Here is a 14,068-nt window from a genome sequence, read left to right on the forward strand (position 1 = left end):
AGGCGCGCACACATGATGGCGGTTCTGGGGTTCGTGGCTGTCCTGGCGCTGGTGACCGGTCTCATCCACCTCTACCTGTGGAAGCGGCTGGTCCGGGACACCACCACACCGGGTCGCTGGCGACGGGTCGGCGCGATCGCCGCCGTGGTGCTGGCCGTGCTGGTGCCGGTCACCCTCGCCGGGACGCAGGCCGGGCTCTACTGGCTCGCCTGGCCGGGCTACCTGTGGCTCGCGCTGATGTTCTACCTGCTTGTCGTGCTTGTCGTGCTGGAAGTGCCGATGCTCGTCGCCCGGCTGGTGCTGCGCCGCCGGGTGGTTGCCGCGGAGCCGACCACCGCCGCGCCCGAACCGGTACTGGTCGGTGCCGCCGGGCCGACCGATCCGCCGGCCGCCGGCGCTGTCGCGGCACCGGACCACGACCCGTCCCGTCGGTTGCTGCTGGCCCGTGGGGCGGCCATCTTCGCCGGCCTCACCGCCACCGGCATCACGGGGTACGGCGTCCGCACCGCCCTCGGCCCGCCCCACCTGGACCGGGTACAGATCCCGCTCGCCAAACTCCCCCGCAGCATGGACGGCCTGCGCATCGCCACCGTCTCCGACATCCACCTCGGCCCGCTGCGCGGCCGGGCACACACCGAGCGGATCGTCGCCGCGATCAACCGGCTCGACGCGGACCTCGTCGCCGTCGTCGGTGACCTGGTGGACGGCTCCGTCGCCGAACTCGGCTCGGCCGCCGCGCCGCTGCGCGACCTGCGCTCCCGCTACGGCAGCTTCTTCGTCACCGGCAACCACGAGTACTACTCCGGCGTCGAGGAGTGGGTCCAGGAGGTCGACCGGCTCGGTCTGCGGGTGCTGCAGAACCGGCGGCAGGAGATCCAGGCCCGGGGTGGGGTGCTTGACCTGGCTGGCGTGAACGACCTCACCGGCGCGGGCACCGGCCTCGCCGCCGGTCCGGACTTCGCCGCCGCCCTCGGTGACCGCGACCCGAGCCGGCCCGTCGTCCTGCTCGCGCACCAGCCGCTGGCGGCCAAGGAGGCGGCCCGCTACGGCGTCGACCTGCAACTGTCCGGGCACACCCACGGCGGGCAGATGGTGCCGTTCAACCTGGCCGTCCGGCTGGAGCAGCCGGTGGTCAGCGGGCTCGGTGAGGTAGACGGCACCAAGGTCTACGTGACCAACGGCGCCGGTTTCTGGGGTCCCCCGGTCCGGGTCGGCGCGGAGCCGCAAATCAGTCTGGTCGAGCTGCGCTCGGCATAGCGGAGGTCACGTCCGCGCGTGGCGGCGGGTGGCCGGCGCGGCGGGCGTGACAGGATGCGGCGTGCCCCCGTTCAGCGCCGTACCCCCCGGTGGCCTACCGCCATTCGTCGCGGACCTGCACATCCACTCGAAGTACTCGCGCGCGTGCAGCCGTGATCTCACCACGCCGAACCTCGCGTGGTGGGCCCGGCGTAAGGGCATCGGCCTGCTCGGCACCGGCGACTTCACCCACCCCGCCTGGTACGACCACCTGCGGGAGACGCTGCGCCCGGCCGAGCCAGGGCTCTACCGGCTCGACCCGGAGACGGAACGGGACATCGCCCGCCGACTGCCACCCCGACTCGCCTCGACGGCGGAGGCGGACCCGGTCCGGTTCATGCTGAGCGTGGAGATCTCCACCATCTACAAGCGGGACGACCGGACCCGCAAGGTGCACCACCTGATCTACCTGCCGGATCTGGACGCGGTAGCCCGCTTCAACACCGCGCTCGGCCGGATCGGCAACCTCGGCTCCGACGGGCGGCCCATCCTCGGACTGGACTCCCGGGACCTGCTGGAGATCACGCTGGAGGCCAGCCCCGACGGTTTCCTGGTGCCGGCGCACATCTGGACGCCGTGGTTCTCCGCGTTGGGCTCGAAGTCCGGCTTCGACGCGATCGCGGACTGCTACGCCGACCTGGCCGACCACATCTTCGCCGTGGAGACCGGGCTCTCCTCCGACCCCGCGATGAACTGGCGGGTCGGCAGCCTGGACGGCTACCAGTTGGTGTCCAACTCGGACGCGCACTCGCCGCCGGCTCTCGGCCGCGAGGCGACCGTGCTGACCGCGGAACGGGACTACTTCGCCGTTCGGGAGGCGCTGCGTACCGGCGACGGCCTGGCCGGCACGATCGAGTTCTTCCCGGAGGAGGGCAAGTACCACGCGGACGGGCACCGGCTGTGTGGGGTCAACTGGTCTCCGGAGCGCACCCGGGCCGCCGACGGCCGCTGCCCCGAGTGCGGCAAACCGCTCACCGTGGGTGTCCTCAGCCGGGTCGAGGAGCTGGCCGACCGCCCGGCCGGGTACCGGCCGGCACACGCCCGGGACGTCACCCACCTGGTGCCGCTGGCCGAGATCCTCGGCGAGATCAACAAGGTGGGTGCCCGGTCGAAGAAGGTCGAGGGGCGGCTCAACGACCTGCTCGCCGCGCTCGGCCCCGAGCTGGAGATCCTGACCACGACGCCGTTGGCCGACATCGAGCAGGCCGGCGGTGAACTGCTCGCGGAGGGCATCGGGCGACTGCGGCGCGGCGACGTCCGCCGGGTGCCCGGCTACGACGGCGAGTACGGCGTGATCACGCTCTTCGACCCGGCCGAGTTGGGCGCGCAGGAGACCCTGTTCGACGTACCGGTGCCGGCGCAGCGACGGCCCACGGAGCCGGCGCCCCGGGTCGCGGCAAAGCGCCCAGCGGCGGCGAAGTCGGAGCCGAAGCGGAAGCCGGCCCCGACGCCCGCGCCGCCGATCGCGTCGCCGCCATCTCCACACGAACCGTTCGAGCCGATGCTCGCCGGCATGGAGGAGGTCGGCACCGGCCTGCTGGACCGACTGGACGCCATGCAGCGGGTGGCCGCCTCCGCCCCGGGTGGCCCGCTGCTCATCGTGGCCGGTCCGGGTACCGGCAAGACCAGGACACTGACCCACCGGATCGCGTACCTCTGCGCGGAGCTGAACGTCTTTCCCGAGCACTGCCTCGCGATCACGTTCACCCGCCGGGCCGCCGAGGAGTTGCGGCACCGCCTCGACGGCCTGCTCGGTCCGGTCGCCGAGGATGTCACGGTGGGCACGTTCCACGCGCTGGGGTTGATGATCCTGCGGGAGAACTCCGCCGCTGCGGGCCTGCCGGCCGACTTCCGGATCGCCGACGACGCCGAGCGGGCGGCGGCCCGCACCGAGGCCGGCGACGACAGCGCCACCTACACGTCGCTGCTGCGTAAGCAGGACCTGGTGGACCTGGACGAGCTGGTGACCCTGCCGGTGGAGCTGCTGCGGGCCGACCGGAAGCTGGTCGAGCGGTACCGGGACCGCTGGCGGTGGATCTTCGTCGACGAGTACCAGGACGTCGACGAGGTGCAGTACGAGCTGCTGCGGCTGCTCAGCCCCACCGACGGCAACCTCTGCGCGATCGGCGACCCGGACCAGGCGATCTACTCGTTCCGAGGTGCCGACGTCGGTTACTTCCTGCGCTTCTCCGAGGACTTCACCGACGCCCGGCTGGTCCGGCTCAACCGCAACTACCGCTCCTCGGCGCCGATCCTGGCCGCCGCCGTGCAGGCCATCGCGCCGTCCTCGCTGGTGCGGGGTCGACGACTGGACCCGGCCCGGCTCGACCCGGAGGCCCCGCTGGTCGGGCGCTACCCGGCGGCGTCGGTGGCCGAGGAGGCCGACTTCGTGGTGCGTACCGTCGACGACCTGGTCGGCGGGCTGTCGCACCGCTCGCTGGACTCGGGCCGCATCGACGGTCGGGCCACCTCGCTGTCGTTCTCCGACATCGCCGTGCTGTACCGCACCGACGCGCAGGCCGCCCCGATCGTGGACGCCCTGACCCGGGCCAACATCCCGGTGCAGAAGCGTTCCCACGACCGGCTGCGGGATCGGCCCGGGGTCGCCGCCATCGCCCGGGAGCTACGGCACGCCGACGGTCTGGCCGGCTCGCTGGCCGCCCGCGTGCGGCTGGCCGGTCAGGTGGTCGCGGAGCGGTTCGCCGTGCCCACCCTGGACGGCGCGGGCAGCGCCGTCCGCCCCGAGGACGTCCGCTCGGCGGTGGACCTGCTGACCCCGTTGGCCCGGCGCTGCGGCGACGACCTGGAGACCTTCCTGTCGCAGTTGGCCACGGGCGCGGAGGTGGACGCGCTGGACCCGCGCGCCGAGGCGGTCACGCTGCTCACCCTGCACGCCGCGAAGGGCCTGGAGTTCCCGGTGGTCTTCCTGGTCGGCGTCGAGGACGGGCTGCTGCCGCTGCGCTGGCCGGGCTCGACACCGGACGATGACGCCGTCGCCGAGGAGCGCCGGCTCTTCTTCGTCGGCCTGACCCGGGCGCAGGACCGGCTGTACGTCAGTCACGCCGCCCGCCGCACCCGCCACGGCGCGGAGCGCGACTGCGCCCCCTCGCCGTTCCTCGGCAGCATCGACCCGGGCCTCTTCGAACGCTTTGGCGAAGAAGAACCCCGCCGCCCGAAGGACCGTCAACTCCGCCTGATCTGACCCCCCGGCGGCACGGGGTGTGGGTCAGGTGAGGAGAGCGGCGAGCCAGGCGCCGGCCAGCAGGGCCGGGCCGAGGGGTAGCAGCGTGTGTCGACGGACCCGCCGCGCGGCCAGGAGACCGAGCACCAGACAGCCGTGCAGGACGTGCGGCAGAAGCAGGCCGGTCAGCAGGGCGTCCCGCCCCAACCAACCGAGCGGCAGGCCGAGGACGGCGGCGAGTTTCACGTCGCCGAAACCCAGTCGGGACCCGGGCAGCACTGCCAGCAGCACGTGCGCCGTCCCCGCGACCGCCGCGCCGCCCAGCGCGCCGAGCAGCCGGCCGGGAGCGCCGGACAGCACCGCCGCAACTGTCAGGCCCCCGAGGGCCAGCAGCCCGGCAACGAGGACCAGCGGGTCAGGCAGCCGCAGGCAGGCCATGTCGACCCGCGCGAGCACCAGACCGACCGCCCCGACCGCGAGGAAGACCGGCAACGCCGGGTCGTCGGCAGCCGCGCCGGCAAGGCCGACGAAGACGCTGGCGCCCACCACCGGCGTGGCCCAGGGCCATCGGAACGGCTGCGGCAGTGCAAACGCCCACGACCGGGCGTCCGCCGTGGCGAAGCGCCGCGACATCAGGGGTACGACGAGACCGACCAATGTGCCGAGCAGAGCGATCGACACCAGCGCGGCGGCCGACATGGCCCGGACGTTACCGACGCTCGCGCACCGGCGTGGCCCCCGATCGTGATCCCGTGCCGGACCGACGCGGACGTTCGGTGACCACCACCACGGCGACCCCGGCCACGATGACGGCACCGCCGAGCAGCACCTGCGGGGTGACCGGCTCGGCCACCAGCAGCGCGCCGAGGGCCACCGCGACCACCGGGTTCACGTAGGCGTACGTCGACACCAGCGAGATCGGCGCGTTGTGCAGCAGCCAGACGTACGCGGTGAAGGCCACCAGCGAACCGGCCACCATGAGGTAGCCCAGCGCCAACCAGGACCGAGTGCTGACCGCCGCCGGGTGGAAGTCGGCCAGTTCGCCCCGACCGGCGGCGACAAGCGCCAGCACCAGCGAGCCGGCCACCATCTCGTACGCGGTGGCCACGAAGGGGTCGGTGGGCATCCGGATCCGTCCGGACAGGAACGACCCGACCGACCAGGAGACGGTCGCCGCCACCACTGTCAACGCCCCGACCAACGGCACCGCGCCCGAACCACCGCCGGGCAGCACCAACAGGATGAGGCCGACGAAGCCCACTGTGACCCCGGCGAACGTCCAGAGCGGCGGCCGGTCCCCGGTGGCCGAGCGCAACAGCACCACCAGCAGCGGCACCGTGGCCACCAGCAGTGCGGCGATCCCGGACGGCACCGCGACGCCGGGCGGCCCCGATTCGGCGAGCACCACCAGGCCGTTGCCACCGGCGAGCAGGAGCACCCCGACCACCGCGACGGACCCGAGTTGCCGTCGGTCCACCCGCAGCGCGCCGGGGCCCCGGCGCAGTCGCAGCACCACCGCCAGGATCAGGCCGGCCACCGCGAACCGGAGGGCGGCCGACAGCAGCGGGGGCAGCGTCTCCACGGTGATCCGGATGGCCAGATAGGTCGACCCCCAGAGCAGGTAGACCACGATCAACGCGGTCCAGACCAGTGCCGGTGTGGTGCTGACGCGACGGCCGGCGAGGGCCATGGCGCTCGGTGGAGGTGAGCTCATCAGTGGACCACGCTACGGTGACCTCGGAGTCCGCGTCGCGCTTTGGTGGCCGGCCTCTCACCACTCGTGCAGGAGGGCGGCATGACGAACTACGGACAACCGGGAGGCGGCCACCCGGGGCCGTGGCGTGGCCAACGACCCGATGAGACACCGGGCCATCCGGTGCAGCGGCAGTACCCGCCCACGCCCGAGTCCTACCCGCCGACGGTCGCGTCGTACCCGCCCGGCCCGCAGGGCCCGCAGGGCCCCGGGTCATACGGCGAGCCGACCTACGGAGGCGGTCCGGGAACGCAGTACGGTGCGGCGCCCGGCGCGCCCTACGGCGGCTCGTACCAGCCGACCCCGACCTACGGCGGGCAGCCGCCGTACCGGCCCGACGACCCGTACGGCGAAGATCCGGCACCGGGCCGGCGCGGCCGGGGGCCGCTGATCGCGGTGCTGGCCGTCGTCCTCGTGGTGGTGGCCGTCGCCGGCGTGTTCTGGTTCCGCGGTGGGCAGAGCGACCCGGTGCCGGCGGCGGCGCCGAGCAGCTCGGCGGCGGTTGCCGGTGAGCCCAGCGCGGATGCGGTCGAGCCCGTGCCGAGCGCGGCGGCGCCGGAGTCGTCGGCCGATCCCCGGTTCGCCAAGGTCGGCCAGTGTGTCCGCAACGACGGCGCCGCCGGCGGCAAACCCAAGCTGCTCATCAGCGGCTGCACCGCGAAGTCGTACGAGGTGCTGAGCCGGATCGACGGCCCGACCAGCGGCGAGCGGGACGCCGAGACCAAGTGCGACAAGGTGGAGGGTTACACCAACTGGTATTTCTTCGACAGTGAGCTGGACACTCTCGACTTCGTCCTCTGCCTCAAGCAACGCTGAGACCACCCACCCCCGGGGATGACATGACGACCTACGGACCTGCGGGTTCCGATCAGCCGGACGACCCGTACCAGCGCCCGCCCAGCGGGCCTGACAGCTCACCACCGGTCGACCCGACCGTGCCGCAGTGGAGCACCTCGCCAGCCGCCGACGACCCGACCCGGCAGCAGTGGAGCACACCGCCGGCCGCTGAGGACCCGACCCGGCAGCAGTGGGGTCCGCCGCCGGCCGGTGCGGAGCCACCGACGGCACCCATGTGGGCGCCGCCGCCCGCCAACCCGGGGCCGCAGTCCACCAACCCGGAGCCGCCGACCACACCGATGTGGGCGCCACCGCCGACCTCGGGTCCGGGTTACCCGCCGCCCGGGCCGTACCCTCCGGCGGGACCGTTCCCGCCGGCCGGCCCGACGCCCGGTCAGCCGGCCGGTCCGGTACCGGGTCAGCCACCCGCCCCGTGGGGTCAGCAGCCGCCCGGCGGCTACGGGGTGCCGCCCGCCGCGCCGACGAAGACCGGCCGCAACGTCGCTCTCATCATCGCGGCGGTGGTGCTGCTGGTGCTCTGCCCGTGCCTCGGCCTGGCCGGTTGGGCGGTCTGGAAGGTGGCCGACGCTGGCAGCGATGCGGCGCGTACCCCGTCGACGAGCGCTCCGGTCGTGCCACCCGCCCTGCCCAGCGACGCGCCGCCGTCAGCCGCGCCGACTCCGGACGAGGAGTTCGCGCGGGGCGACTGCGTGGTGAACGACGGCAGCGAGGACGACGCGGAGCTCCGCAAGGTGCCGTGCGGCCCGAACACGTATCAGGTGCTGCTGCGCATTCCGGCGACCACCGACGGCGACCGGTGTGAGGTGCTCGCGCCGCAGGCGACAGCGAACTACGTGCACGACAACTCGGTCGACCTGTTCGACTACGTGCTCTGTCTGAAGAAGCGGTAGTCCCGAGCGGAGCGACCGGTCCGCCGATTGGCAAAACTAGGGCTGTCTAGCGTGGACGCTAGACAGCCCTAGTTTGTTGTCGACGATTTCGACACGCCGGTAGCCCCATCTATCCATGTCTAGCCCCGCAGCTAGATGGCCCGATAATCTGCGATGCGTGGATCCGGTCCGCAACCCGTACGCGCCGGGCGCCGGCCAGCGTCCGCCCGAACTCGCCGGGCGGGGGCGGGAGCTGGACGTCTTCGACATCGTGCTGGAGCGCATCGCCCGTGGCCGACCCGAGCGCAGCCTGATGCTCACCGGGCTACGCGGCGTCGGCAAGACGGTCCTGCTCAACACCCTCCGATCGCAGGCGATCAACCGGCTCTGGGGCAGCGGCAAGATCGAAGCTCGACCGGACCAGTCATTGCGCCGACCGGTCGCCGCCGCGCTGCACATGGCGGTGCGCGAGTTGGCCCCCCGCCACCGCGCGCCGGACCGGATCGACGCGTTCCTCGGCGTCCTCAAGGCGTTCGCCCAGCGGTCCACCCCGACCGGCCGGACCGGTGCCGCCACCAAGCTGCGCGACCGGTGGCAGCCCGGCATCGACGTTCCGGCCGCCAGCGGTCGAGCCGACTCCGGCGACATCGAGATCGACCTGGTCGAGCTGTTCAGCGACGCGGCCGCGGTGGCCAGCGACGTGGGCACCGGTATCGCCATCTTCATCGACGAGATGCAGGATCTCGGCCCGGAGGACGTGTCGGCTCTCTGCGCCGCCTGCCACGAGCTGTCCCAGCTGGGCGCGCCGCTGATCGTCGTCGGCGCCGGCCTTCCGCACCTGCCGGCAGTGCTCAGCGCCGCCAAGTCGTACTCCGAACGGTTGTTCCGCTACCAGCGCATCGACCGGCTCGACCGGATCGCCGCCGACCGGGCACTCTGCGCGCCCGCCGAGCGCGAGGAGGTCGAGTACGAGCAGAAGGCCCTCGACCTGCTCTACGAGAAGTCCGGCGGCTACCCCTACTTCGTCCAGGCGTACGGCAAGGCGACCTGGGACAACGCGCCGCGCTCGCCGATCACCGCCGCCGACGTGCGGGTCGCCGCACCGGAGGCGGAAGCTGAGCTGGCGGTCGGGTTCTTCGGGTCCCGGTTCGAACGGGCCACTCCCGCCGAACGCGAGTACATGCGGGCGATGGCCACGCTGTCCGCGGTGGAGGGCGAGCCCGGCGCGGTGGTCCGCGACGACATGGACGCCGCGGTGCCCACCGCGGAGATCGCCCGAGCCCTCGGCCGCAAGCCGGCCAGCCTCTCCCCGGCCCGGGACGCGCTGATCAAGAAGGGGTTGATCTACTCCGGTGAGCGGGGCACCGTCGCCTTCACGGTCCCGCACTTCGGCCGGTACCTGCGGACGCAGCCGGCCTGACCACCACCCACCGCGCCGGCCCGCTCAGACCTTCGACCAGGGCGCCGGAAAGAGCACCTCACCGCGCGGCGGAGGGCCTTCCTCGCTGGTGGACGGAGGCAGCACCAACGCCTGCCATGGCTCACCGAGGCCCGCCCACGGACCGGTCAGGCCCAGCTCACTCGCCGGGCCGAACCCGAACCGGCGGTAGAAGGCCGGCGCGCCGAGGACGACGACGAGCCGCTCACCCAACTCGGTGGAGGCGTCCAGTGCGGCCTGCACGACCGCCGTGCCGTGCCCGACACGTTGCCGGTGCGGCGCGACCGCCACCGGGCCGAGCGCCAGCACGGGCACGTCGGCGCCTCGCTCCGGCCGCAGACGCACCCGGCTGAGCAGCGCGTAACCGACCACCTCACCGCCGTACTCGGCGACCATGGCCAGCTCCGGCAACCAGGCGGTGGTGTCGCGCAGCTCGTCGACCAGGCTGACCTCCGGCGGCGTCGTCACGTCCGGGCGGGCGAAAGCGGCGGCCAGCACGCGGCGCACCGAGCCGGCGTCGGCCGGATCCTCGGGGCGTAGCCGCAGCGTGGTCACCCGCGCGACGTTACCCGTCAGCGCCCGTCCATCCGTGACGGTCGCTAGATTCGGCGTGGCGTACGTGTACGAACACCAATCCGATCCTGCGGTTGCCCGGGTAGCAAACGCCGCGACGGGGTATGACTGATCCATGACGCCCGTACGCTCCCTCGCCCGCGCCATGCTGAGCGGCATCTTCGTGGTCAGCGGGTATCGCAACTTCCGTGCTCCCGGCCGGCTGTCGGCCGCCGCCAAACCCGTGACCGACAAGGTCGCACCGGTGCTGAAGAAGGCGCACCCCAACTTCCCCACCGAGACCGAGACGTTGATCCGCCTCAACGCCGCCGTGCAGGTCAGCGCCGGGTTGATGCTGGCCACCGGCCGGTTCAGCCGACCTGCGGCGTTGGTTCTCGCCGGCACGCTGGTGCCGGTGACCATAGCCGGGCATCCCTTCTGGAAGAACGACGACCCGATCGCCAAGAACAACAACCAGATCCACGTCCTGAAGAACATCGGGCTCCTCGGCGGTCTGCTGCTCGCCGCGGCCGACACCGGCGGCAAGCCGGGGCTGCGGTGGCGGACGGGCCATCGCATCGGCCACTCTCGACGTTCCGTGCAACGCGCCGTCCGGACCGCCCGACGCGAGGCCCGAATCGCCGTCCGCTCCGCCTCCACCGCACGTCGGCTCCCCGGCTGACCTGCGTCGATCCGTCTCGGTCCCACCCCCACCCCCCGCTAAGGGCACGAATTACCTGAACCACCCGGTAGGCGTTAACGCGGTGGAAATGTCAAAAACATGTGTGGGATCGGACACGGTCGCATAACGCGGGAGGCACTGACGTGAGGCGCCGTTCTAGGCTCCGTGCAGGACCTGGACGGATCGGACGACCTTGGTACGGGGGTGGCCACGCCATGCCGACGGATGTCGGTAGACGGGCGGACCGCCTCGCCCCAATCCAACGGGTGACGCGCGGGATCGACCGCGTGACGCGCGGGATCGATCGTAGGAACGTCGTACGGGGTGCCATCGTGGCCGCCGTCGCCTATGCCGCATGGCTTGCCATCGGCGCTTTCGGGCGACCGTACAACTTCTTCGACATGAAGATCTACCACGGTGCCGTGGTGTGGTGGGCGAGCGGTCACGAGCTCTACGAGTTCATCGCGCCCGAAACCACGCTCGGGTTCACCTACCCACCCTTCGCCGGGCTGGTCATGTTGCCGATGGCGCAGCTGCCGATCGACGCGGCCGGCCTGGTCAACGCCGCCGCCAGCATCGCCGCGTTGGCGCTGGTGCTGGCCGGGCTACTCCGACCCATCGTGGACCGGCTGGGATGGCCACTGTGGTTCACCGTGGCCGTGGCGGTGCCGCTCGCGGTCGCGATCGAACCGGGCCGGGAGACGCTCGGGTACGGCCAGGTCAACATCCTGCTGTTCGCCCTGATCATGGCTGACCTGATCGGCCTTCGCTGGCGGTCCCGCCGGGGCACCCACTACGCCGCCACCGACGGCCCGCTGCTGCGCTTCGTCTACGGCGGGGCCTGGGCCGGGGCCGGGATCGGCCTCGCCACCGCTGTCAAGCTCACCCCGGCGCTGTTCATCGCCTACCTGCTGATCACCCGTCAGTGGCGGGTGGCGGCCACCGCCATCGGCACCACGATCGGCGTGACGCTGGGGACCTTCGCGATCGTCGGCGACGAGTCGCGGACCTACTTCGGCAGCGTGCTGTGGCAGACCGAACGGGTCGGCGCGGCCGACATGACGCCCAACCAGTCCCTCGCCGGTCTGCTCGCCCGGCTGTACGACTCGATCGAGACCCCGGGGCTGTTGTGGCTCGCCTTCTCGGTGCTGGTCCTCGCGCTGGGCCTGTCCCGGGCGGCGAGTTCCCGCGCCGACGGTGACGAGCTGACCGCCTTCACGCTTGTCGGTCTCACCGCGAACGTGATCAGCCCGATCTCCTGGACGCACCACCTGGTCTGGGTGATCCCGGCGATCATCGTGCTGGCCGACGCCGCTGTGCGTCGCCGCGAGGCGAGCCGGGGGACACCCCAGCGCACCGGCCAGGGGCCCGTCTTCGGCGGGCTCCCCGGGGTCAACGGGCTCCGCCCGCCGATCTGGTACCCGACGCTGACCGGGCTGCGGCACGGCGTCGCCGCGATCGGGCTCTACCTGCTCTTCCTGATCTCCCCGATCTGGCCGTACGAACACCAACTGCCGGAGATGTCGCACTACCAGGACGGTCTGTTCGGCGCGCTGATGGAGAACTCGCTCGCGCTCGCCCTGATCGTGCTGGTCGCCGCGCTGCCCTGGCGACCGGGTGCGGAGCCGGCGTTCTACGGCGACCGGCTGTCCAGGGCGGTGGTGGTCAACGGTCACCGCTGACGGGTGGGGGCAGGTGACCCGTCAGGGGCAGTTGACCCATTCCTCGGTGCCGTCGGTGAAGACCTGCCGCTTCCAGATCGGCAGACGCGCCTTGACCTCGTCGACCAGCCGGGCGCAGGCCGCGAAGGCCGCCGCCCGGTGCGCGGTGCTCACCGCGGCGACCAACGCGACGTCACCGATCGCCAGGGGGCCGACCCGGTGCGAGACCGCCACCGCGTAGACGTCGGGCTCCGCCGCGATCTCGGCGGCCACCTCGCGCAGCACCTGCTCAGCGCTCGGGTGCCCCTCGTATTCCAGGCTGGTGACCTGGCGGCCGTGGTCGTGGTCGCGGACCACGCCCTGAAAGGACACCACCGCGCCGGCCCGCCGGTCGGCGACCGCCGCCTCGTGTGCGGCCAGGTCGAGTGGCCGGTCGGTGACCTCGCCGAAGGTGACAGCTGGTGCGGTCACGACGCACGCTCCCCGGGAAACAACGGCAGTGGCACGATCGGCACCCGGTCGCCCGGCTCGCCGCTGGTGCCGGGGCGGATGACGGCGAACCCGTCCGCGCCGGCCAGGCCCCGCAGCATCGCCGAGCCGACGTGGCGGACCGGGGACGCCACCCCGGCCGCCCGGTCCAGTCGGACCAGCGCCAGGTGGGTGTGGTCACCGCGGCCGGGCACCGCCTCGGCCAACGTGGCCTGCGGCAACACCGGCATCGACCGGCCCTGGAGGCCGGCGAGCAGCGGGGCGACCAGCGACACCAGCGCGACGATCGCGGACTGTGGGTTGCCCGGCAGCCCGGCCACGAACCGGGCTCGCCCGTCGGGGCCGGTCAGCCGGGCCAGCAGCATCGGGAAGCCGGGGCGGACCGCCACCGTGTTGACCACGTAGTCGGCGCCGAGCGCCTCCAGCGTCGGGTGCAGGTGGTCGACCGGACCGTTCATCGTGCCGCCGGTGGTGCAGACCAGATCGGCGTTCGTCAGCGCCGAGCGCAGCGCCGCCACATGCGCGGGCAGCGTGTCGGCCACCGGGCCGACCACGTCGGACGGGCGGACCTGGCAGCCGTAGCGCCGCAGCCACGCCGGCACCGAGGGGCCCAGCGCGTCTCGGACCCGACCGGCCGCGGGCGGGCCCGCTGTCAGCAGCTCGTCGCCGAAGACCAGCAGCGCGGCACGCGGCGCCCGCCGGACCCGCAGTGCGTCGTGCCCACAGGCGGCAGCCAGGCCGATCACCGCCGGGTCGACCGGCGTGCCGGCCGGCAACAGCTCCTCATCGGCGTACGCCTCCTCGCCAGGATTCCGCCACTCGGGCGTCTCCCGGGGAACGCCGCTGACCAGGCCGTCGGCGGTCGTCGACTCCTCCACCCGCAGCACGGCGGTGGCACCCTCGGGCACCATGGCACCGGTCGCGATCTCGACGGTGGTGTCGTCCTCGGTGAGCGGCGTGGGGGTGCTGCCCGCCAGGACCCGGCCGACGACGCGCCACGGGCCACGACCGCGCACCGCCCAGCCATCCACGCTGGAGGTCGGGAAGGCGGGCAGGTCGGTGCGGGTGGTCAACGGCTCGGCCAGGGTCGAGCCGTCGGTGTCGACGAGTGGTCGGGCCACGGCGGGCAGCGCGGCGGCCAGACCGACCGCGTAGACCCGCGAACGTGCCTCCTCCCACCCGGCTGGTGGGGGTGCGGTCACCCGATCCGCGGTGGGTGCGGTTTCCGTGCTCACCGGCCGAGCCTATCGGCACGGACCGACAGCCGCCCGGGCCTGGCGCGTACCGGT

11 protein-coding genes and 1 pseudogene are annotated in these 14,068 nt (G+C 72.8%); 7 read left to right on the forward strand and 5 right to left on the reverse strand.

Going from position 1 to position 14,068, the window contains the following annotated elements:
* Positions 1-12 precede the first annotated feature (12 nt).
* Complete coding sequence (locus QSK15_RS00420; protein WP_285792397.1) at positions 13-1,257, forward strand: metallophosphoesterase; 1,245 nt, start codon at positions 13-15, stop codon at positions 1,255-1,257.
* A 61-nt stretch (positions 1,258-1,318) separates the two neighbouring features.
* Positions 1,319-4,498 (forward strand): UvrD-helicase domain-containing protein, encoded by a 3,180-nt coding sequence (locus QSK15_RS00425; protein WP_285792398.1) that lies wholly within the window; start codon positions 1,319-1,321, stop codon positions 4,496-4,498.
* Between the two features lie 24 nt (positions 4,499-4,522).
* Here QSK15_RS00425 and QSK15_RS00430 read toward each other — a convergent pair whose 3' ends face one another.
* Both QSK15_RS00430 and QSK15_RS00435 read right to left on the reverse strand, forming a co-directional pair.
* Entirely contained in the window at positions 4,523-5,176 is a 654-nt protein-coding gene (locus tag QSK15_RS00430; protein ID WP_285792399.1) for an A24 family peptidase, read from the reverse strand.
* Positions 5,177-5,186: 10 nt separating this feature from the next.
* The gene (locus QSK15_RS00435) at positions 5,187-6,191 is read right to left on the reverse strand and encodes an EamA family transporter (protein WP_285792400.1); all 1,005 of its coding nucleotides are present in this window, start codon (positions 6,189-6,191) and stop codon (positions 5,187-5,189) included.
* Positions 6,192-6,551: 360 nt separating this feature from the next.
* Here QSK15_RS00435 and QSK15_RS00440 point away from each other — a divergent pair.
* From QSK15_RS00440 to QSK15_RS00450, 3 genes and pseudogenes are all read left to right on the forward strand, one after another.
* A pseudogene (locus tag QSK15_RS00440) lies at positions 6,552-7,046 on the forward strand (LppU/SCO3897 family protein); the annotation flags it as partial.
* A 485-nt stretch (positions 7,047-7,531) separates the two neighbouring features.
* The gene (locus QSK15_RS32490; protein ID WP_352232167.1) at positions 7,532-7,978 is read left to right on the forward strand and encodes an LppU/SCO3897 family protein; all 447 of its coding nucleotides are present in this window, start codon (positions 7,532-7,534) and stop codon (positions 7,976-7,978) included.
* A 157-nt stretch (positions 7,979-8,135) separates the two neighbouring features.
* A complete protein-coding gene (locus QSK15_RS00450; RefSeq protein WP_285792402.1) occupies positions 8,136-9,377 on the forward strand; it encodes an ATP-binding protein in 1,242 nt (413 codons plus the stop codon).
* Positions 9,378-9,401: 24 nt separating this feature from the next.
* Here QSK15_RS00450 and QSK15_RS00455 read toward each other — a convergent pair whose 3' ends face one another.
* The gene (locus QSK15_RS00455) at positions 9,402-9,950 is read right to left on the reverse strand and encodes a GNAT family N-acetyltransferase (protein WP_285792403.1); all 549 of its coding nucleotides are present in this window, start codon (positions 9,948-9,950) and stop codon (positions 9,402-9,404) included.
* A 133-nt stretch (positions 9,951-10,083) separates the two neighbouring features.
* Between QSK15_RS00455 and QSK15_RS00460 the strand changes: the two genes are divergently transcribed.
* Together QSK15_RS00460 and QSK15_RS00465 are read left to right on the forward strand one after the other, a co-directional pair.
* Positions 10,084-10,629, forward strand: a complete 546-nt coding sequence (locus QSK15_RS00460) for a DoxX family protein (protein ID WP_285792404.1) — start codon at positions 10,084-10,086, stop codon at positions 10,627-10,629.
* 215 nt (positions 10,630-10,844) lie between these two features.
* Positions 10,845-12,311, forward strand: a complete 1,467-nt coding sequence (locus QSK15_RS00465; RefSeq protein WP_279517510.1) for a glycosyltransferase 87 family protein — start codon at positions 10,845-10,847, stop codon at positions 12,309-12,311.
* Positions 12,312-12,332: 21 nt separating this feature from the next.
* On the opposite strand, the gene QSK15_RS00470 is transcribed toward QSK15_RS00465, so the two are convergent.
* Both QSK15_RS00470 and QSK15_RS00475 read right to left on the reverse strand, forming a co-directional pair.
* On the reverse strand, positions 12,333-12,761 hold the full coding sequence (locus QSK15_RS00470; RefSeq protein WP_030331779.1) for a molybdenum cofactor biosynthesis protein MoaE: 429 nt from the start codon (positions 12,759-12,761) through the stop codon (positions 12,333-12,335).
* Positions 12,758-14,014 carry a molybdopterin molybdotransferase MoeA gene (locus tag QSK15_RS00475; RefSeq protein ID WP_285792405.1) on the reverse strand — a complete coding sequence of 419 codons (1,257 nt, stop codon included), beginning with the start codon at positions 14,012-14,014 and terminating at the stop codon, positions 12,758-12,760. Before QSK15_RS00475 ends, QSK15_RS00470 begins: the two co-directional genes overlap by 4 nt.
* Positions 14,015-14,068 lie beyond the last annotated feature (54 nt).

Origin of the sequence: Micromonospora sp. NBRC 107095, assembly GCF_030269705.1 — a bacterium.
GTDB classification, from domain to species: domain Bacteria; phylum Actinomycetota; class Actinomycetes; order Mycobacteriales; family Micromonosporaceae; genus Micromonospora; species Micromonospora parva.